The following is an 18,969-nucleotide window of genomic DNA, read 5'->3' on the forward strand; positions in this document are numbered from 1 at the left end:
AATCATTGAAAGCCGTCTCTACAAAATAGAGGCGGCTTTTCTGTTGAAGTTAGTTTTTGAAAACGTTTTGATATGCCTGCTGCATTTTCTCCACTTCTTCGTCCGTAAGTTTAGAAAAATGACTTCTTTTATTTTTTGATAAGATGCCATTGTTTTGATGCAGAAATAATATCATATCATTGATCATTCTGTCAGGCATATCTACTATTGATTGAATTGCTTTCTTCACATAGTCATATTGCTGGAGGAACATTAATTCGTTATACATATCTTCAGAAACTGTATCCAATAATGCCTGGCAGAGATAGACGCATTGGTCAGTAAGATCGGGATAACGAAAGTAACCTTCCACTTCCTGTGCATTTGTAATTGTAATTTTCCCTTGTTCTTCAATGTCGTATTTAATTCGTTGCATAAGTGGAGCAGAGTATTTTTCCAGAATACGATCGTATTGCCGTTTATGTGCCAGCATATGTGCAGATATTGGTATAATCTGTCCATGGGCAATGATCTCATCATGTACTAAAATATCGTGTATTAAAAAACGATGAATACGGCCATTGCCATCTTCGAAAGGATGAATAAATACAAATCCAAACGCTAGAATAGCTGCTCGTACATTAGCTGATATTCCAGCAGTTCTGTACTCAATCTGATTAAGTCCATTCATTAGGGTCGGAATCATGTCGGGCGGTGGGCAGATATAATGCACATAAGGAATTCCTCCGGGAAGATTTTCTCCGATATAGTTCTGAAAGTCTCTAAACCCAATGGCCGCAAAGCGATTATCAACTATTGCATTTTGAAGGTTAGTTAGTAAACGTTCCTTCAATAGCTCTCCGGTTTTCTCCTCGCCTGCGCGGGATAGTAAAGCAACAAATTGCTCTATCCTGTCAGTAGTTGGCTTCTCATGCTCAATTTCATAGGATGACCGGGTTTCTTTCCTGTATAAAAAGTTGTTTGCTCTGGAAAGAATATCATGAGAAAAATTTGTATTAAGTGCTGCTATCTTTTCCGTTATACTAATGTGCATAAGAGAAGATAGTGCTTTAGTTTTTCGTACTATAGGGCAATAATCAGGTACCCCCAGTAAATTGTTATTTATGCTCCAGCGTATGTTTTTGATGGGAATACCACAAACATATCTGGATGAGTCCAATAGATCCACATAATTCACTCTTTGCGGAGTTATTGATAATATCTTTTGGGTCAGAAATTCATATAAAAAACCAATTTTTCTGGAATATTTTCCAGTTGGCGAATTCTTAATAAATTCAATTACATCTATATCCGGGATTTTTTGAAAAACTGCGTTGAGAAAATCGAGATTAATATCATCATGCTTTAATCCAAATTCCACGTGTTTCAAGACTGAGTTTTCGGATAGTCCATATTTTATTCCATATGTCTGCTCAATATTTCCATTGATAGTGACTTCCAGGTGTTCATGACTACCTATAAATGAAGCATGAGTTAATTGATATCTATCTAAGCAAAAATGCTCTTTGATCCATTGAAAACCTATTGGTTGTACTATCATTTGATCTCTCTTTGCTGTAAATTAATTATTTATGCTGTAAAATGATTGTTTTTGTATAGGTAATGCTGTAAAATGATTGCTTAATTTTTAAAATGCAAACCATATTATTATAATGTATGGGAGACGATCATTTATATAAATACCTCCAAATACCGAAAATCAATGAGCGTTTTTTGCATTTATTCTTTGATATAATATTCCTGTTTTCCCCGTAAAACATCTCCCATTACCCCCAATTCCCGTCATTTCTACACAAAAAATATCCTGCTATATGTCTATCTATTTTGTGATTTGTTTAGAAATCGCCTAACTGGAGACCTTCTTTTTTGAATATTTTCAAAATCCCTTATAGCAATTAATTTTTGACGAAATATTTGAAGCCTTGTTGTTTTTTATTTTTTTCGCAAATACTTTTGTATCGATAGAAAAAAATATCAGTAATCCTCCATGTGGATATATAAAGACAATATTAAACTTAATCACATCGTAGCACAGCTCAACTGGGCTATCACGAAGGTCGTGATTATTGTCGTTGTCATTATTAGCCACCAGTATGGAGGATAGGTACACGTGCACATAACACACTGAGATAACGCCTTCCTCCGCAAAGAGGAAGGCTTTTTTTTTGTCCGCTTTTGAAGATAATAATTTCAATTTTATGTATAGCTATTACAACGACAACACCATTCTTTACATCGACGGTCAATACCGTAAAGCAGCCGAATCTACTATCGACCTGTATGGTCAGTCACTTCACTACGGATATGCCGTATTCGAAGGTATCCGCGCCTACAAAACAGCTTCAGGTGAAGTGAAGATCTTCAAAGCAAAAGAACACTTCGATCGTCTTCGCCGCTCCTGCGAATTAATCCACATCCCTTTCAAATGGACCAATGAAGAGCTGATCGAAGCCAGCTACAAGGTGCTGGAAGCGAACAACATGGAAGAAGCCTACATCAGACCACTGGTTTTCTGTCCGCCAAACATGACACTCAAAGCCGCATCTGAAGCACATATCCTGATATGCGCCTGGGAATGGGGAGCTTACCTGGGTGAAAAACTGCTCAAAGTAATGACTTCCTCTTTCGAGCGTCCAAATCCAAAAGCATTCAAAATCGAATCAAAATCAGCAGGTTTGTATGTAAACTCGATACTCGCCTCTCAGGAAGCAAAAGAAAAAGGATACGATGAAGGATTACTGCTGGATCAGGCAGGTTATGTTGCAGAAGGACCTGGTGCCAACGTATTCTTTGAAAAAGACGGTAAAGTTTTCACTCCTCCTTTAGGCAGCATCCTCCCAGGTATCACCCGCGCCACCGTTATCGAACTTTGCCAGGAACTCAATATCCCGCTCGAAGAAAAACTCTTTACAATAGAAGAACTGAAAACAGCTGACGCCGCATGGTTCTGCGGTACCGCTGCAGAGGTTATCGGGCTCGATTCCCTGGATGGCCAGTCTTTCGGTAAACCTTGGGCTGAATCTCTCGGAAAAGTACTGCAACAGGCTTACAAAGCTAAAGTGCTGGAAAAAGAATTCGAACGCGCTGCTCAATTAGCATAATTTTCAACAGAAGGCATTGAGTATGAAGTATCAGGAGTATCATTCGTCTCCATTACCGGAAAGGGTACTTCAGTCAATGTAATTAGCTTTATACTACATACTTTTTGCCTTCTGTTTCTTTTGAATACCGTAAAACGGAAAAGTAAAATCCCCTTACCATAGGGCGTTTCAAGGCAAGAAGGCCAAATTTGAAGACCGGTAATCCACAAATTCTTAGTTTGAATTTACAACGCATACCGTCTAATTTTAAACCAACTTTTAAAATAGGATTACTATCCTCTCAGGGTAATCAACACTAACAAAACACAGCAATGGAATTGAACAAGTACAGCAAAACGATCACCCAGGATCCTACGCAACCAGCCGCACAGGCACAGTTGCATGCGATCGGACTGACAGACGAAGATCTGAAAAAAGCTCAGGTAGGCGTGGTAAGCATGGGCTATGATGGCAATCCCTGCAATATGCACCTGAATGACCTCGCTAAAGTGGTGAAAAGTGCCGTCTGGGCTAATGGCCTCGTCGGTCTCAACTTCTCTACTATCGGTGTCAGTGACGGTATTAGCAACGGTACCCCTGGTATGCGCTATTCCCTCGTCAGCCGCGATCTGATTGCAGATTCCATTGAAACTGTTGTTGGTGCTCAATATTATGATGCTGTCATCACCGTTCCGGGCTGTGATAAGAACATGCCTGGTTCCCTCATGGCCATGGGTCGCCTCAACCGCCCGGGTATCATGGTTTATGGTGGTACCACCGCTCCTGGTAAATGGAAAGGCCAGGACCTCAACATCATTTCCGCTTTCGAAGCGCTGGGCCAGAAAATGGCAGGAACCATCGCTGAGGAAGATTTTAAAGGCATCGTACATAATGCCTGTCCTGGCGCTGGCGCCTGTGGTGGTATGTACACCGCTAATACCATGTCTTCCGCTGCGGAAGCACTCGGTATGAGCCTGCCTTACAGCTCATCCAATCCTGCGTTGAGCGCTGCAAAAAGAAAAGAATGTGAAGATGCCGGCCAATACATCCGCCTGCTCCTCGAAAAAGATATTAAACCACGCGATATCATGACCAAAGAAGCATTCGAAAATGCTATCACGGTAGTTATCGCACTGGGTGGAAGTACCAACGCAGTTATCCACCTCATCGCTGTGGCTAAATCAGTAGGCGTAAGCGTTACCCTCGAAGATTTCCAACGCCTCAGCGACGCTACTCCACTGATCGGAGACCTGAAACCAAGTGGTAAATACCTCATGGAAGATCTTCATAATATCGGTGGTGTGCCATTGGTAATGAAATACTTACTGAAACAAGGCCGCCTGCATGGCAACTGCCTTACCGTTACCGGCAAAACCATCGCAGAAAACCTGGAGGCTGTAGCTGATATCGACTTCGGTGCACAGGATATCATCGTTCCGCTGGAACAGCCACTGAAAGCATCCGGTCATATCCAGATACTGTACGGAAACCTCGCTGAAAAAGGTTCCGTAGCTAAGATTACCGGTAAGGAAGGTGAAACATTCAAAGGCCCTGCACGTGTATTTGATGGTGAATTTGAACTGATTGCAGGTATTACCTCTGGTCGTGTAAAATCAGGTGATGTGGTAGTGATCCGCCAGGTAGGTCCTAAAGGGGCGCCTGGTATGCCTGAAATGCTGAAACCTACTTCCGCCATCATGGGTGTTGGACTAGGTAAAAGCGTGGCACTCATCACCGACGGCCGCTTTTCTGGTGGTACCCATGGCTTCGTAGTAGGTCATATCACACCGGAAGCCTTTGAAGGTGGAACAATCGCCCTTGTTGAAGACAACGATATCATTGAAATAGATGCAGTGAACAACTCCATCAATGTAGCGCTGAGTGAAGAAGAACTGGCAGCACGCCGTGCAAAGTGGGTACAGCCTGCACTGAAAGCATCCAACGGTATATTATTTAAGTACGCAAAACTTGTAAAAAATGCAACAGAAGGATGTGTTACCGATGAAGCCTGAGACTGAGGCTGATAAACGGTTAGCCGCTAAACCTGTAATCACCGGCTCTGAAGCGGTTATCCGCTCACTGATAGCTGAAGGAGTAGATACTATCTTCGGTTATCCTGGTGGTGCTATTATGCCAATTTATGACGCGCTGTACGACTTCCAGGATCAGGTGCATCATATACTCGTAAGGCATGAGCAGGGTGCTACGCATGCCGCTCAAGGTTATGCACGCAGCTCCGGCAAGGTAGGCGTAGCTTTCGCTACCTCCGGCCCGGGAGCCACCAACCTGGTAACAGGTCTGGCAGATGCCTATATGGATAGTACGCCAATGGTCTGCATCACCGGACAGGTCGCTGCCGCACTGCTGGGTACTGATGCCTTTCAGGAAACAGACGTGATCGGTATCACCATGCCTATCACTAAATGGAATATACAAGTAACCAGACAGGAAGATATTCCGGGCGCTATCGCCAAAGCATTCTATATCGCACGTAGCGGCCGTCCAGGCCCGGTGCTGGTGGATATCACCAAGAATGCACAGGCAGGTACCTGTGAGTTTGAATATAAAAAATGCGAATTTATCCGTAGCTACCAACCGGTTCCCGAACTCAATCCGGAAGCCGTAACAGCAGCTGCTGCACTGATAAACAGCGCAAAGAAACCATACATCTTCTGCGGACATGGCGTATTGCTCTCCGGTGCAGAAAATGAACTGATTCAGCTGGCAGAAAAAGCACAGATACCTGTAGCTTCAACACTGCTGGGACTTTCAGCCGTTCCTGTAGACCATCCGCTGTATGGAGGATTGTTAGGAATGCATGGAAACTACGCACCTAATATGCTCACCTGCGAATGTGATCTCGTGATCGCTGTAGGTATGCGCTTCGATGATCGTGTAACCGGCGACGTTAGTACATTCGTTAGCCAGGCCAAAGTAATCCACATCGAAATAGATGCGGCTGAAATCGACAAAATCATCAAAGCAGATGTAGCTATTCATGCAGATGCTAAAACTGCACTGGAAGCACTGACACAGCTGGTAATGCCTGCAAGGCACGATGCCTGGCTGGAAGAATTTAAATTCGGTCATGAAAAAGAATACGATAAAGTTCAGAAACGTGAACTCTATCCGGAAGAAGGCCAGATAAAAATGGCAGAAACCGTACGTCTCATCTCTGAAAAAACCAATGGCGAAGCCATTCTGGTAACAGACGTAGGTCAGCACCAGATGATCGCATCCCGCTATTATCGCTTTAAAAATCCAAATACCAACATCACCTCCGGTGGTATGGGTACCATGGGCTTCTCTGTTCCAGCCGCCATGGGCGCTAAAATGGGAGCTCCGGAGAAAACAGTAGTAGCAGTAGTAGGCGATGGTTGTTTCCAGATGACATTACAGGAATTAGGTACCATCTATCAATCACAGATTGGTGTAAAAATGGTGATCCTGAATAACAACTTCCTGGGAATGGTAAGACAGTGGCAGCAACTGTTTTTTGATAAAAGATATTCCTCTACAGAAATGGTCAACCCTGACTTCATCCAGATTGCAAAAGGATTCTTTATCCCTGGAAAGAAAGTCACCGCAAGGGAAGACCTGGCAGCAGCTATCGATGAAATGCTCGCAACCGATGGCGCTTATTTACTGGAAGTAGTAGTGGAACAAGAGGATAACGTGTTCCCTATGGTACCAGCAGGTGCTCCTGTATCTACTATTCGCCTCGAGTAGTACAACAAACGCGACTCGTATTATTTATTGGTAATTCACAACAGGAATATGCAAAAAGAATATACAGTAACGGTATATACGGAGGATCGTATTGGTATCACGAACCGTATAACCATCATATTTACCCGCAGGGGAATCAACATTACCAGCCTTACCACGGCTGAAACGGAGATACCAGGCGTGTATAAATTCGTTATAACGGTAATGTCTACACGCGAAAAACTGGACAAAGTAGTTGGCCAGATAGAACGCCTGATAGAAATACATCGTGCCTTTGTTCATGAAGAAGATGAAGTAGTGTACCAGGAACTGGCACTGTACAAAATCGCTACTAAAAACCTGACTACCGCAGGTGATGTAGAGAAGCTGATCAGAGAAAATAATGCACGTATATTAACAATTACCGCAGACTACTTTGTAATTGAAAAGACAGGTCACCAGCAGGAATTGACGGATTTCATCAAGAAGCTGGAACCATATGGTCTGATAGAATATACAAAGAGCGGGCGCGTAGCGATTGTCAAGTGGAGCCGTCGTTTCCATGAACATCTCAAAGAACTGGACAAAAGCATAGCCAGCTACTAATTTAGATTAAACTTATTCATTCACAATTTCACACCTGGCCCCGACACTATGTCAACGGCCAAAATGCTAAAAAAAACACAACATGGCAACCATCAATTTTGGCGGCGTACTCGAAGAAGTAGTAACCAGAGAAGAATTCCCTATGGAAAAAGCTAGGGAAGTGCTGAAAAACGAAGTGATTGCAGTTATCGGTTACGGTGTACAAGGCCCAGGCCAGGCACTGAACCTGAAAGATAACGGCTTTAACGTAATCGTTGGTCAACGTAAAAACTCTCCAACCTGGGATAAAGCTGTTGCTGACGGCTGGGTTCCTGGTGAAACACTGTTTGACATTGAAGAAGCAGCTACTAAAGGTACTATCATTCAGTTCCTCCTGTCTGATGCTGGTCAGATTTCACTGTGGCCTACACTGAAACAACACCTGACTCCTGGTAAAGCGCTGTACTTCTCTCATGGTTTCGGTATTACTTATAAAGATCAGACTGGTATCATTCCTCCGGCTGATGTAGATGTTATCCTGGTAGCTCCTAAAGGTTCCGGTACTTCTCTGCGTCGCCTGTTCCTGGCTGGTCAGGGTCTGAACTCCAGCTTCGCTATCTTCCAGGATGCAACCGGCCGTGCTAAAGAACGCGTTGTTGCACTGGGTATCGGTGTTGGTTCCGGCTACCTGTTCGAAACAGATTTCAAAAAAGAAGTATTCTCTGACCTCACCGGCGAACGTGGTTCCCTGATGGGTTGTATCCAGGGTATCTTCGCTGCTCAATACGAAACACTCCGCAGAAACGGTCACTCACCTTCTGAAGCATTCAACGAAACTGTTGAAGAGCTGACACAGTCACTGATGCCACTGGTAGCAGAAAACGGTATGGACTGGATGTATGCTAACTGCTCTACTACTGCTCAGCGCGGTGCGCTCGACTGGTGGAAGAAGTTTAAAGATGCTACCCAGCCAGTATTCGACGAACTGTATGCAAGCGTTGCTGCAGGTAAAGAAGCTGCCCGCTCTATCGCTTCCAACAGTACCGCTGATTACCGCGAGAAACTGAACGAAGAACTGAAAGAACTCCGCGAAAGCGAAATGTGGCAGGCAGGTGCAGCAGTACGTAAACTGCGCCCTAACAATGCGTAATATACTTTAACAGGTTGCGGAGTAATCCGCAACCTGTTTTCAAATTTTTCTATTTTTATGTCCACCAATACATCCACGGGCGTCAGCTCACTGAATATACTGGATGCGGCCGTGAAGCTCAAACCTATCGTCAACCGCACTCCGCTTACCTACTCTGCAACCCTCTCCCGCCGTTATAACTGCGACGTATATCTGAAAAGAGAGGATATGCAAATTGTACGATCCTATAAATTGCGTGGGGCATATAACCTGATTAGCAGCCTTCCTGCCGAACTACTGGCAAAAGGTGTTACCTGCGCCAGCGCCGGTAACCATGCACAGGGCTTTGCCTATGCATGTAAAGCAATGAATATTAAAGGCGTGGTTTTCATGCCTATTATCACTCCAAAACAAAAAGTTACACAGGTACGTATGTTCGGTGGCGATAACATCGAAATACGCCTCATCGGTGATACCTTCGACGATTGCTCCGCCGAAGCACAGGCATATACCAAAGCAGAGGGTATGACCTTTATCCCTCCGTTCGATAACGCTAAAATTATCGAAGGACAAGGAACAGTAGCAGTAGAAATCCTCGAAGATCAGTCCAACGTAGATTTCCTGTTTGTACCTGTTGGCGGCGGCGGACTCGCAGCCGGAGTAGGTACTTATTTCCAGACATACAGCCCTAAAACACGCATCATCGGCGTGGAACCTGAAGGCGCTCCTTCCATGCTCCAGGCAATGGAAAACGGTGGCCCCGTTACCCTCGGCGAAATCGAAAGATTCGTAGACGGCGCCGCTGTTAAACGTGTCGGAACCCTCAATTATGAAATTTGTAAAGAAGTACTGGAAAAAATGCACCTCGTCAATGAAGGTAAAGTTTGTTCCACCATTCTGAAATTATATAATGAAGATGCTATCGTAGTAGAACCCGCAGGAGCCTTATCCATCGCAGCACTCGACGACTTCGCCGATGAAATCCGCGGTAAAAAGGTAGTATGCGTGATCAGCGGTAGCAACAACGATATCGACCGTATGCAGGAAATCAAAGAAAGATCACTGCTGTACGAAGGATTGAAACATTACTTTATTGTACGCTTCGCACAACGTCCGGGCGCACTGAAAGAGTTCCTCAATCATATCCTCGGACCTAACGATGATATCACCCGTTTCGAATATATCCAGAAACATAACAAAGAAGCAGGCCCTGCACTGATCGGTATAGAACTGGGTAACAGGGAAGATTACGATCTGCTCATCGCCAACTTCCGTAAATACAATCTCAACTTCACAGAACTTAATAAAGACGATAACCTCTTCGGATATCTCGTCTGATAAATTGCTACATATTTACTGCTAATTGATCATTGGAAGAGCTGCCATCAAGGCGGCTCTTCTGCTTTTGAGATGTCAGGATACAATTGCCGGATCAATGAATGTTTGTTACTTTGAGATGATTAAAATTATCTTTCCTATGTCAACCAATTATTACCATATGCGCGGATATAAAGGCTTTTGGCCCTGGATCAATATTCCGCAGTCCCGGCATGATGAAAAATACGCTGATCAGGCAACCGCGTTATTCGCAGAATTTCTCCGGAACATCCCCTGCAAGAAAAAAACAATGCTAGGTTTTAGGATATTCATTGAACCAGTTATTGATTACGCAAAACAAGCAGATAGCCGCTCAGATTCAGGCTGGACATTGGATTGCCATGTAAAATATGAAGTATATGCCAATGCAAAACCATCTGAAAAACTAAGTCTGGTTATGACTGCGTGTCAACTAATGCTTAAAGCGAAGGCTAATGAGCCCGGCTATACGAAACGTGGTACTGACTATGCAGGTATTGCCCATGAATTAGAAGAGTTTTTACAGGACAGAGGACTGTATTATTCCGATACTTCTTTTTTCTTCAAACCAACGACCAACACCAGATTTACCATTATTTCAATCACTGGTCCACATGCCGAAAGAAAGCAGCTGAAATTTGATCTGCACCAGCTACAGTCTTACCTGACAAATAAACTCGCAGATAAACAATTTGGAACAGGACTTAGAGACATTGATTGCTGGTTTGGAATCTTTAAATACGACGGAGAAGCTACCTCTTATTTTAATGGAGACAAGGACTTGGGCTATAGCGCAAAAAAACATTCTGTTCGCATCACAAGAAACGTAGACTATAATGTTATTATAAAGTTAGATAAAGACCAGTTGTATAAGTATTATAAAGAGATAATTGAAGAAAATCTGCAAATGATAGTTGATTCAAATAAGGTTCCCCGGAAATTCGATTTTCCGGCGCTTCATGAGGAAATCAGCCATCATCTTGATGTTTACACGCCTTAATCGAAATCCTGCACCTTTGCTGGCAAATCCGTAACTTAGATATCATCTCAAAACATCACTTTATGGACCTCCAGTTAAAAGACAAAGTAGCCATCGTTACCGGCGCCAGCAAAGGTATAGGCAACGCCATTGCAGCAGCATTAGCCAAAGAAGGTGCGAAAGTAATTATCACGGCACGCAATGAAGATGAAGTTGAAGATGCAGCCGCAACCATGCGACTCAGTGGTTATGATGTTACCGCCATCGTAGCGGACATGACGAAGCAGGAACACCTGGAGCAACTGGTAGGTGGCACCTTGCATCGCTATGGAAGAATCGATATCCTTGTCAATAATGCCGGTACCATCGATACCTTTGCGCCGGTGGCTGATATCTCCCTCGGACAATGGCGCTATATTTTTGAAGTGAACCTTTTTGGTGTCATTGCCCTGACCAACCTGGTTATACCAGCCATGCTGAAAGAGGGTAGTGGCCGTATTATCAATATCTCCTCCGAAAATGCCGTACAGCCTGATCCGATGATGGCGCACTATAATGCTACCAAAGCCGCGCTGAACAATTATTCCAAAACATTGTCCATGGCCTATGGTAAGCATAATATCCTGGTAAATACCGTATCGCCTGCGTTTATTGGCACACCACTGCTGGATAATATGCTGGAAGGTATTGCCGCAGAAAAACATATTTCTGTTGAGGAGGCTGCCCGTAATTTCTTAAAGGAAAATCGCCCATACCAGGTGCTGGGCCGCCCGGGAACCATGGAAGAATGCGCCGGAATTGTGGCATTTCTGGCCTCCGGACAGGCTTCTTTTATCACTGGCGCCGTATTCAGGGTAGACGGGGGTTCAGTAAGTAATGTTTAATCAAGCGCTAAACTGGAAAGGATGTTAAGTTATTGGGAGAAGCAAAGTTTATTGCAATATGATTACATCATAGTAGGCAGCGGTATCGTCGGCTTATCTGCAGCTATTGCACTGAAAGAGAAGACGGAAAACAGCCGTGTGCTGGTACTGGAAAGAGAAATACTGCCTACCGGTGCCAGCACTAAAAATGCCGGGTTTGCTTGTGTTGGCAGTCTCACGGAAATACTTGCAGACCTTCAAACTATGGATACCAATGCGGTGGTGGATTTGGTGAAGATGCGCTATGAAGGGCTGCAGCTGTTGCGGCAGCGCCTCGGTGATGCAGCCATTGGCTACCGCGAAAACGGCAGCTATGAACTGATATCCTCCCACGAAGAATGGGCGTTGCACAAAATGGAGGATGTCAATACCATACTGGAAAGTTTTTTTCCGCAGAAGGCTTTCACAGTTGCTACTGATAAATTAGCCGATTTCGGGTTTAATCGCACAGCGGTGAAAGCCGTTGTCAGCAATACCTACGAAGGAGAACTGGATACCGGCAAAATGATGCGTGCGTTGATTCACCTCGCGCTGAAGCTGGGTGTAGAAATAAAAACAGGAGCCACTGTTTCCCGCGTGGAAGATTTTCGTAGTAGCGTCAACGTTATTGTGCCGCATCACACCCTGAAAGAAGAACTCGTATTTACAGCACGAAAGCTGATCATTTGTACCAATGCATTCACGCAGTCGCTGCTGGGTATGGATGATCTTACACCTGGCCGTGGACAGGTGCTGATAACCGCTCCGGTGCCTGGTTTGCGCTTCAAGGGAATTTACCATTTTCACGAAGGATATTATTATTTCAGAGAGATTGATGGACGTGTACTGTTTGGAGGCGGCCGTCAGCTGGACTTTAAAGGCGAAACGACCACTGCATTTGAATATAACGACCGCATTCAGCATGAGCTGGAAGCCTTGCTACGCACGGTTATCCTCCCGGATCAGCCGTTCACTATTGAAGACCGCTGGACTGGTATCATGGCTTTCGGGAAAACCAAACAACCGGTGATCAAGCATTACAGCGAAAATATTGTACTCGGTGTAAGAATGGGGGGAATGGGCGTGGCTATTGGTTCTAAGGTAGGTGAGCAATTGGCGGATATGGTGAAAGGGTAGGTGGTCTTTACCGCTAGATAATTTTAACTGAATATCAGTACATTTTACCCTTATTTTGGTATATCGATTTAGCAAAATTTATTATATTGATAATCATCTTTTTATAAAGATTTTTTCCAAAAAATGACGTAATTGTATCACTTTATTGTAATCAATTCACTTTCCCATTGACATCACTTCTGTTTTTTTCTATTTTGGCTGGCAATAAGCCTTTATTTAGCCCAGAATGAAAAAGATATTATTGGTTGCCCTGCTCGTGGCAACACATTCCACGTATGCCCAGCAACCAGCATTAAAACTCTGGTACAGGCAACCAGCCACCAAATGGATGGAAGCACTGCCTGTCGGCAACGGCCGACTAGGCGCCATGGTCTACAGCGACCCTCAGCACGAAATAATCCAGGTGAATGAAGAAAGCCTCTGGGCAGGTGTCAAATACAACGACGCCAACCCCAACAGTCTTCGTACCCTCGACAGCGTCAGACAACTCCTCTTCCAGGGAAAAAGCGCTGAAGCCTCCGCACTCGCCAGGCCTAACATGATCGCGGTAAATGCCGAAAATTCTTCCCAGCTGCTACAGGCTTTCCGTTCCTATCAGACTTTGATGAACGTTCATATCCTGCTGGGAAATAAACCCTTCACCAATTACCGCCGCGAACTGGATCTCACCACTGGTGTCGTATCCAGCACCACTACCATAGATGGTGTTACTTTCAGACAGGAAGTGTTTTCCTCCGCTCCCGGCAATACCATCGCAGTGAAAATCACCGCCAGCAAACCGGCAGCACTCAACGCCACTTTCTATCTCGACAGACCCGATGATAGAAAAAATAACGGCTGTAAAGACTGCTCCGTGAGTATCTGGCAACAAAACAAATTATTACTCTCCGGACAGATAGACGATAAAAATCCGAATCTTGGCCCGGAAGGAAAACATATGAAGTTCGCCGGTGCCATTTCAGTATTCAATGACGGCGGCCAGCTGAAATCCTCCGCGGATAGCCTTATCGTGAGCAAAGCCAGCTCCATCACCTTTTATATAGATGGTGCTACCAACTACGATTTCGCCAACCTCTCCATCAACGACGCTGTTGATCCGGTAAAAAATCTCAGCACCGCCATCGGCAAATACAATAAAAACAGCTTCGGACAACTGAAAGCCGCCGAAATAAAAGATCACTCCACGCTCATGAACAGAGTGAACTTCCAGCTGGCGGATAAATCAGCTGATATTCCAACAGATGAAAGACTGGAAAAAGTCAAGGCAGGCGCCTACGATCCGCACCTGACCACACTCTTATTTCAGTATAGCCGCTACCTGCTGATAGGCAGCTCCCGCGCACCTGGCGTATTACCTGCCAATCTGCAGGGCATCTGGAACGATCATATCAACGCACCATGGCAGGCCGATTTTCATACCAACATCAACCTCCAGATGAACTACTGGCAGGCTGAAACCGGCGACCTCCCGGAAACGGTGCTGCCGATGATCAGCTTCATCGATCATATCCGCGAACAGGGCCGCATCACCGCTAAAAAAATGTACGGCGCACGCGGTTGGGTAATGCACCACGCAACGGATGCCTTCGGGAAAACCGGCCTCCAGAATGAAATGTTCTACGGCACCTTCCCGATGGGTACCACCTGGATGCTGCTACATTTCTGGGACCACTATGACTACAACCGTAACATTAAATTCCTGGCAGATACAGCTTACCCGGCTATGTATGAACATGCACTCTTTATCAAAGACTTCCTGGTACGTAGTCCGGAAGGTTACCTTGTCACCGCTCCCGCCTATTCTCCGGAGAATTCCTATAAGGACCCGGTGACAGGAAAGCCGGAATCGCTGACATATGGCCCTACCATGGATAACCAGATCATCCGCGAGTTCCTGACCCGTTATATCGCGGCTGCAGGTATCCTGCACAAAGACGCTGCCTTTGCAGACAGCCTCCGGCAGGTGATGGCACAGCTGCCACCCACCCGCCTCGGCAAAGATGGCCGTATCCTGGAATGGGTAAAAGAGTATGAAGAAACAGAACCCGGACACAGACACGTCTCTCACCTGTTTGCGCTCTATCCGGGTAGCCAGATCAACGATAGCACCCCGGCATTGCTGGAAGGTGCCCGTAAAACCCTGGAGTACCGCCTGGCACACGGCGGCGGACATACCGGCTGGTCACGCGCCTGGATCATCAATTTTTATGCTCGCCTGAAAGATGGAGAGAAGGTTTATGAAAACGTACAGGCACTGTTTAAGAAATCTATCTATACTAACCTGTTCGATGATCATCCGCCCTTCCAGATCGATGGTAACTTCGGAAGTGCGGCCGGTATAACCGAAGCACTGGTGCAAAGCACCCGCGACGGTCATATTGAGCTGCTGCCGGCATTGCCTGCGGCATGGTCAGAAGGTCGTTTGTCCGGGATAAAAACCCGCGGCGGCTTCCACCTGGATATGAGCTGGAAAGGGCATAAACTGACCAGTGCCACGCTTACTTCTGCCACCGGAGAGCCGGTAACGGTAACGTATAATGGTAAATCTATTACGCTGCAACCCGCGAAAGGACAGACAGTTGCACTGAAAGGTATCATTCAGTAAACGATATGGGTATCAAATGTTGCATTTTTTGTTAAACCATTTTGATATCTGGTCAAAATTTATAGTTTTGATCCCGTTCTTAAAAAAAACCGCAGTGAAAGACTGCGGTTTTTAGTTTTAGTTCGTCGTAAGCGTCATTATTACGCTTTATTTTCGCTAAATTGTTCCGCTATTTTTATTAACAACCACGTTTGAACGCTATGCATCATTCACTTCACCTATTTGACTACCTGGTATTCCTGGTCTATTTCATTATTGTGGCCGGATACGGGTACTACATCTACAAAAAGAAAAAGAAGGCGACAACCGATTCGAAAGACTTTTTCCTTGCTGAAGGTTCCCTCACCTGGTGGGCCATTGGTGCTTCACTGATCGCTTCCAACATCTCTGCGGAACAGTTTATTGGTATGTCCGGTAATGGCTTCAACATCGGGTTGGCAATCTCTACCTACGAGTGGATGGCTGCTGCAACGCTGCTGGTCGTAGCTATTTTCTTCCTGCCCATCTACCTGAAAAACAAGATTTATACCATGCCCCAGTTCCTGGAACGCAGGTATAACCAGAAAGTAGCCACCATCATGGCGGTATTCTGGCTGCTCTTGTATGTAGTCGTAAACCTGACTTCAATCCTCTATCTGGGTGCGTTGGCTATCACTACTATCTCTGGTATTAACTTCTACGTATGTATGGTGTTCCTGGCCATCTTTGCCATCATCATCACGCTGGGAGGTATGAAGGTGATCGGTTATACGGACGTTATCCAGGTATTCTTCCTGATCCTGGGAGGTCTGGCTACTACCTACCTGGCTTTACAGCTGGTTTCTAACCAATTTGGTACTACTGGTGTACTGAACGGTTTCAAACTGATGACAGAACACGCCAGCGACCACTTCCATATGATTATCTCCAAAGATGATCCTAAGAAATACCTCGACCTGCCAGGTCTGAGCGTATTAATCGGCGGTATGTGGATCGTAAACCTGAACTATTGGGGTTGTAACCAGTATATCACACAGCGTGCACTGGGTGCTGATCTGAAAACTGCGCGCAACGGTCTGCTGTTCGCCGGTTTCCTGAAACTCCTGATGCCTATCATCGTGGTACTGCCTGGTATTGCTGCTTTTGTACTCTACAAAGAAGGCCTGTTCCAGACAGAAATGATGAAAGATGGTTCCCTGAACCCTGATAACGCTTATCCTGTACTGTTAAACCTGCTTCCGGTAGGTCTGAAAGGATTGTCGTTTGCAGCGTTGACCGCAGCTGTGGTAGCGTCTCTGGCAGGTAAAGCCAACAGTATTTCTACCATCTTTACTTTAGATATTTATAAGAAGATCTATAATAAAGAAGCAGATGAGAAGAAAATCGTTAGTATAGGTCGTACCGCTGTAATCATTACCATGATTATCGCGATTGTTATCTCTAACTTCCTCGGTATCGACAAAAAAGGCGGCTTCCAGTTCATTCAGGAATACACCGGTTTCGTTTCTCCTGGTGTATTTGCGATGTTCGCACTTGGATTTTTCTGGAAACGTACCACTTCCAGCGCAGCATTATTTGCGATGATTGGTGGTTTATTGTTATCTTTCTTCTTCAAATTCTTACCTGGATTCGCCAACCTGGAATGCCTGCACTCAATAGGCTATTCAGTATTAAACCCGGATTCAGGCGTTTACGAGATTCCATTTATGGATCGTATGGGTATCGTGTTTGTAATTTGCGTGATTGGTATGGTGATTATCACCCTGGCTAATCCTAAAAGTGCAAACAACCCTAAAGGCCTCGCTATCGATGCCGGTATGTTTAAACCATCAATGGGCTTCACTGTCGGTGCTATCCTGATTTTGGGTATCCTGATGGCGCTCTACACAATTTTCTGGTAGTAGTATAACTGAGTATATTTTATCATCCATACAGGTCGCACTTCGGTGCGACCTATGGAGTTCTATTGCCAACTTGAAATTAATAGTATATGTATTTTATAGGCTACGATATCGGATCTTCTTCCATCAAGGCTGCATTACTGAATGCCGATACCGGTAAGGTAATGGCCAGCGCCATCAGTCCTTCAAAAGAAATGGCGATGCAGGTGCTACACGCCGGATGGGCAGAGCAGGACCCTGAAACCTGGTGGAATGAAATTATCAATGCTACTAAACTGCTGAAACAGCAGTACGCCTTCGATCCGGCTTCCGTAAAAGGTATAGGCATCGCTTATCAGATGCACGGATTGGTTTGTGTAGATAAAAACCAGGAAGTATTACGCCCTGCGATCATCTGGTGCGACAGCCGCGCTGTTGAAACCGGTCGCACCGCACTTAACATCCTTGGTGAAAAATACTGTCTGTCACACCTCCTCAATTCACCAGGCAACTTTACCGCTTCAAAACTCCGCTGGGTACAGGAACATGAGCCACATGTGTATGAGCGTATCCATAAAGTGATGCTGCCAGGGGATTTCATCGGAATGAAACTGACAGGTCAGGCCTGCACCACTATCTCCGGCCTTTCTGAAGGTACCTTCTGGGACTTTACGGAACAGACACCGGCAACAGCACTGCTGGAATACTATAATATCAGTCCGGCACTGTTATCCGCTATAGTGCCTACTTTCGGCGACCAGGGCTTTGTTACCGCCGCCGCGGCGGAAGTATTGGGCCTTGCTGCTGGTACACCGGTAACCTACAGGGCCGGCGACCAGCCCAACAACGCCTTTTCACTCAACGTGCTGCAACCTGGTGAAGCTGCAACCACCGCAGGAACTTCCGGCGTGGTATATGCTGTCAGCGATCAGCATTCCTATGATGCGCAAAGCAGGGTGAATACCTTCGTACACGTTAACAATGACACAGATAAACAGACCATCCGCAATGGCGTACTAATGTGCCTCAATGGTACCGGTATTGCCAACAGCTGGCTGAAATCCGTTACCGGCGACCTTACCTACCCGGAAATGAACGACCTGGCCGCCACGGCGCCTATCGGCTCCGCAGGCTTGCAGGTATTTCCTTTCGGAAACGGAGCAGAACGCATCCTCGGTAATATGCGTGTGGGCGCTACCGTTAATCAGCTCGACTTCAACCTCCACAGCCGTGAACATATGCTGCGCGCCGTTCAGGAAGGAATCGTATTTGGTCTGAACTACGGCATGGATATTATGGCCGAAATGGGCCCTGCCATCCACCGGGTACGCGCAGGAAAAGCAAATATGTTCCTGAGTCCTTTATTCAGGGAGGCTTTCGCCAATACTGCCAATGTAGTCATTGAATTATATAATACAGATGGCGCACAGGGTGCCGCCAGAGGAGCCGCAGTAGGAGCAGGGTATTATACCCTCAATGCTGCCTTCCATGGTATGGAATGCCTGTCTGTGATTGAACCAGCGGCCGCACTGCAGGAACAATACCGCAATGCCTATGGCCACTGGCTATATAGTCTTAAACAACGCCTGTCTCTCGGAGAACTGGCCGATATATCTTAACATTTTAAAT

The 18,969-nt window shown here is 45.5% G+C and carries 13 protein-coding genes; 12 read left to right on the top strand and 1 reads right to left on the bottom strand.

The window, feature by feature from the left end; all coding sequences use genetic code 11:
- Nucleotides 1-49: 49 nt before the first annotated feature.
- Nucleotides 50-1,540 carry a Fic family protein gene (locus F3J22_RS27685; protein WP_167021223.1) on the bottom strand — a complete coding sequence of 497 codons (1,491 nt, stop codon included), beginning with the start codon at nucleotides 1,538-1,540 and terminating at the stop codon, nucleotides 50-52.
- Nucleotides 1,541-2,198: 658 nt separating this feature from the next.
- Here F3J22_RS27685 and F3J22_RS27690 point away from each other — a divergent pair.
- The 12 genes from F3J22_RS27690 to F3J22_RS27745 all read left to right on the top strand — a co-directional run bounded on the left by F3J22_RS27690 (nucleotide 2,199) and on the right by F3J22_RS27745 (nucleotide 18,959).
- Entirely contained in the window at nucleotides 2,199-3,101 is a 903-nt protein-coding gene (locus F3J22_RS27690) for a branched-chain amino acid transaminase (RefSeq protein WP_167021224.1), read from the top strand.
- 311 nt (nucleotides 3,102-3,412) lie between these two features.
- The gene (gene ilvD, locus F3J22_RS27695; RefSeq protein ID WP_167021225.1) at nucleotides 3,413-5,092 is read left to right on the top strand and encodes a dihydroxy-acid dehydratase; all 1,680 of its coding nucleotides are present in this window, start codon (nucleotides 3,413-3,415) and stop codon (nucleotides 5,090-5,092) included.
- Nucleotides 5,058-6,809, top strand: a complete 1,752-nt coding sequence (ilvB, locus tag F3J22_RS27700; RefSeq protein ID WP_167021226.1) for a biosynthetic-type acetolactate synthase large subunit — start codon at nucleotides 5,058-5,060, stop codon at nucleotides 6,807-6,809. The genes ilvD and ilvB overlap by 35 nt, the downstream gene beginning before the upstream one ends.
- 48 nt (nucleotides 6,810-6,857) lie before the next feature.
- Nucleotides 6,858-7,394, top strand: coding sequence for an acetolactate synthase small subunit (ilvN, locus tag F3J22_RS27705; RefSeq protein ID WP_167021227.1), 537 nt, complete (start codon nucleotides 6,858-6,860; stop codon nucleotides 7,392-7,394).
- Between the two features lie 82 nt (nucleotides 7,395-7,476).
- The gene (ilvC, locus tag F3J22_RS27710; protein WP_167021228.1) at nucleotides 7,477-8,523 is read left to right on the top strand and encodes a ketol-acid reductoisomerase; all 1,047 of its coding nucleotides are present in this window, start codon (nucleotides 7,477-7,479) and stop codon (nucleotides 8,521-8,523) included.
- 57 nt (nucleotides 8,524-8,580) lie between these two features.
- Nucleotides 8,581-9,840, top strand: a complete 1,260-nt coding sequence (gene ilvA / locus F3J22_RS27715; RefSeq protein ID WP_167021229.1) for a threonine ammonia-lyase IlvA — start codon at nucleotides 8,581-8,583, stop codon at nucleotides 9,838-9,840.
- Nucleotides 9,841-9,979: 139 nt separating this feature from the next.
- Nucleotides 9,980-10,858, top strand: a complete 879-nt coding sequence (locus F3J22_RS27720; protein WP_167021230.1) for a hypothetical protein — start codon at nucleotides 9,980-9,982, stop codon at nucleotides 10,856-10,858.
- 62 nt (nucleotides 10,859-10,920) lie between these two features.
- Nucleotides 10,921-11,721, top strand: a complete 801-nt coding sequence (locus F3J22_RS27725; protein WP_167021231.1) for an SDR family NAD(P)-dependent oxidoreductase — start codon at nucleotides 10,921-10,923, stop codon at nucleotides 11,719-11,721.
- Nucleotides 11,722-11,742: 21 nt separating this feature from the next.
- Entirely contained in the window at nucleotides 11,743-12,876 is a 1,134-nt protein-coding gene (locus tag F3J22_RS27730; RefSeq protein WP_167021232.1) for an FAD-binding oxidoreductase, read from the top strand.
- A 226-nt stretch (nucleotides 12,877-13,102) separates the two neighbouring features.
- Entirely contained in the window at nucleotides 13,103-15,481 is a 2,379-nt protein-coding gene (locus F3J22_RS27735; RefSeq protein WP_167021233.1) for a glycoside hydrolase N-terminal domain-containing protein, read from the top strand.
- 200 nt (nucleotides 15,482-15,681) lie between these two features.
- Nucleotides 15,682-17,361, top strand: a complete 1,680-nt coding sequence (locus F3J22_RS27740; protein ID WP_167021234.1) for a sodium/sugar symporter — start codon at nucleotides 15,682-15,684, stop codon at nucleotides 17,359-17,361.
- An 89-nt stretch (nucleotides 17,362-17,450) separates the two neighbouring features.
- A complete protein-coding gene (locus F3J22_RS27745; protein WP_167021235.1) occupies nucleotides 17,451-18,959 on the top strand; it encodes a xylulokinase in 1,509 nt (502 codons plus the stop codon).
- Nucleotides 18,960-18,969 lie beyond the last annotated feature (10 nt).

This window comes from Chitinophaga sp. Cy-1792, from assembly GCF_011752935.1.
In the GTDB taxonomy this organism is placed as follows: domain Bacteria; phylum Bacteroidota; class Bacteroidia; order Chitinophagales; family Chitinophagaceae; genus Chitinophaga.

Coding starts and splice junctions, on each gene's coding strand:
- F3J22_RS27690 (WP_167021224.1), top strand. CDS start 2,199: ATGTATAGCTATTACAACGACAACACCATTCTTTACATCGACGGTCAA.
- F3J22_RS27740 (WP_167021234.1), top strand. CDS start 15,682: ATGCATCATTCACTTCACCTATTTGACTACCTGGTATTCCTGGTCTAT.
- ilvB (WP_167021226.1), top strand. CDS start 5,058: ATGCAACAGAAGGATGTGTTACCGATGAAGCCTGAGACTGAGGCTGAT.
- F3J22_RS27720 (WP_167021230.1), top strand. CDS start 9,980: ATGTCAACCAATTATTACCATATGCGCGGATATAAAGGCTTTTGGCCC.
- ilvC (WP_167021228.1), top strand. CDS start 7,477: ATGGCAACCATCAATTTTGGCGGCGTACTCGAAGAAGTAGTAACCAGA.
- ilvN (WP_167021227.1), top strand. CDS start 6,858: ATGCAAAAAGAATATACAGTAACGGTATATACGGAGGATCGTATTGGT.
- F3J22_RS27725 (WP_167021231.1), top strand. CDS start 10,921: ATGGACCTCCAGTTAAAAGACAAAGTAGCCATCGTTACCGGCGCCAGC.
- ilvA (WP_167021229.1), top strand. CDS start 8,581: ATGTCCACCAATACATCCACGGGCGTCAGCTCACTGAATATACTGGAT.
- F3J22_RS27745 (WP_167021235.1), top strand. CDS start 17,451: ATGTATTTTATAGGCTACGATATCGGATCTTCTTCCATCAAGGCTGCA.
- F3J22_RS27730 (WP_167021232.1), top strand. CDS start 11,743: ATGTTAAGTTATTGGGAGAAGCAAAGTTTATTGCAATATGATTACATC.
- F3J22_RS27685 (WP_167021223.1), bottom strand. CDS start 1,540: ATGATAGTACAACCAATAGGTTTTCAATGGATCAAAGAGCATTTTTGC.
- ilvD (WP_167021225.1), top strand. CDS start 3,413: ATGGAATTGAACAAGTACAGCAAAACGATCACCCAGGATCCTACGCAA.
- F3J22_RS27735 (WP_167021233.1), top strand. CDS start 13,103: ATGAAAAAGATATTATTGGTTGCCCTGCTCGTGGCAACACATTCCACG.